Origin of the sequence: Chamaesiphon sp. OTE_8_metabat_110 (assembly GCF_031382685.1) — a bacterium.
Classification (GTDB): domain Bacteria; phylum Cyanobacteriota; class Cyanobacteriia; order Cyanobacteriales; family Chamaesiphonaceae; genus Chamaesiphon.
The window spans coordinates 1-1,837 of record NZ_JANMZA010000359.1 but is presented as its reverse complement, the minus strand read 5'-3'; the positions used below and the strand labels follow the sequence as shown (position 1 = coordinate 1,837).

The following is a 1,837-nucleotide window of genomic DNA, read 5'->3' as shown; positions in this document are numbered from 1 at the left end:
GTAATGGATTGATTGGGATCGCGAACAAGGCTTAGGGATGAAGTGGCATTAAAACACAAACCCAACTTCTTGAAGAAGTCGGGTTTGTCACAAAAAAAGGTAGGGGTAATTCATGAATTACCCCTACCTTTTTTGTGTTTTGCTAAATAACTTTATGTACTATTTTTTCTTCGCGCTAGCCTTCTCAGCTTTGGCTGCTTTCTTCGCAGCTTCTGCTACTGCAAACGCTTTTTGTTTATCAGCTTGGCGTTCTTCTTCTAGTTTGTCGAGGTAGTAGTGATAGTCACCGAGATATACCCGAAACTCACCATCGCGGACTTCCACGATCTTATTTGCTACTTGAGAGATAAAATACCGATCGTGCGAGACGATTAATGCCGTACCATCATAGTTGATGAGAGCATTTTCAAGTGTTTCTTTGGCGGGGATATCTAAATGATTGGTCGGCTCATCGAGGATGAGTAAGTTAGCCGGAATTAGCAGCATTTTCGCGAGAGCGAGGCGGGCTTTTTCTCCACCACTTAGCGATTCAACTTTTTTAAATACCATGTCGCCAGTAAATAAGAACTGACCTAAAAGCGTTCTGACTGCTTCGTTTTTCCAGTCGGGAACCTCATCATGAATCGTCGCTAGCACTGTTTTATCGAGGTCTAATGCTTCGGCTTGGTTTTGCTCGAAGTAACTGGGAATTACGTTATGTTCGCCCAATTTAATCGAGCCACTAGTATGGGTTTCCATTCCCATAATCATCTTTAATAGCGTGGATTTGCCACAACCATTAGGGCCTAAAAAGGCAATTCGATCGCCACGTTCGATGAATAAGTCTGTGCCTAGAAATAGAATTTTGTCGCCATAGACATGTTCTAAGTTTTGGATTTCAACTATTTCGCGACCGCTGCGGGGTGCTGGAGGGAACCGAAAACTGAGGGTTCGCATTGTTGATGCGGGTGCTTCGATGCGCTCGATTTTATCGAGGAGTTTCTCGCGGCTTTTTGCTTGAGTACTGCGAGTTGCACTAGCTCGGAATTTCTCGACGAAGGCTTGTTGTTTTTCGAGTTCTTTTTGTTGCCGCTCGAAGGCATTTAATTGAGCGTAGGAGTTCTCAGCTTTTTGTTCGAGGTAAGATGAATAGTTACCGAGATATGTAGCCGAAACACCACGCTCTGTCTCGACAATCTGATTGCAAAGTCTGTCTAGAAACTCGCGATCGTGTGAGATAATTACCATCGGCGTTTCGAGCTTGCGCAGGTAGTTTTCTAGCCATTCGATCGTCTCTAAATCTAGATGGTTTGTCGGCTCATCGAGTAGTAACAGATCGGGAAATTGCAGCAAGATTTTGGCTAAACTCATCCGCATCTGCCAACCACCACTAAAAGCACTTACCAATCGATCGGCATCTTCTAGCTCAAAGCCTACTTCTGGCAGGATCTTATCGATTTCAGCTTCGAGGGCATAACCATTTAAAGCTTCATACAATCTTTGAAACTTATCCATCCGATTGAGCAGTGCATCCAAGTCATCGCCGCCAGCGGTTTCTAACTGATGGTGGATTTTGTCAAGTTCGGAGTGGACGCGGTTGGCTTCACCAAATGCTTGCCATAACTCCTCTTTCACAGTCCGCGTCGGATCGACATCAAATTCTTGGTTGAGATAGGCGATATTCAGACTATTGGGGCGGATGATTTCGCCGCTGGTAGGTTCGATCTGTCCAGCAATAATCTTCATCTGGGTAGATTTACCCGCTCCATTTGCACCTACTAAGCCGATTCGATCTCCTGGCTTAACTTCCCAATTAATGTCCTTGAGGACTTCACCTGTGGGATAAATCTTGCAGATA

At 44.7% G+C, this 1,837-nt stretch carries 1 protein-coding gene; it reads right to left on the bottom strand.

Annotated features, from left to right (window positions below; all coding sequences use genetic code 11):
- Positions 1-159: 159 nt before the first annotated feature.
- On the bottom strand, positions 160-1,836 hold the full coding sequence (locus RMO52_RS13105; protein ID WP_310414854.1) for an ABC-F family ATP-binding cassette domain-containing protein: 1,677 nt from the start codon (positions 1,834-1,836) through the stop codon (positions 160-162).
- Position 1,837: the final 1 nt, after the last annotated feature.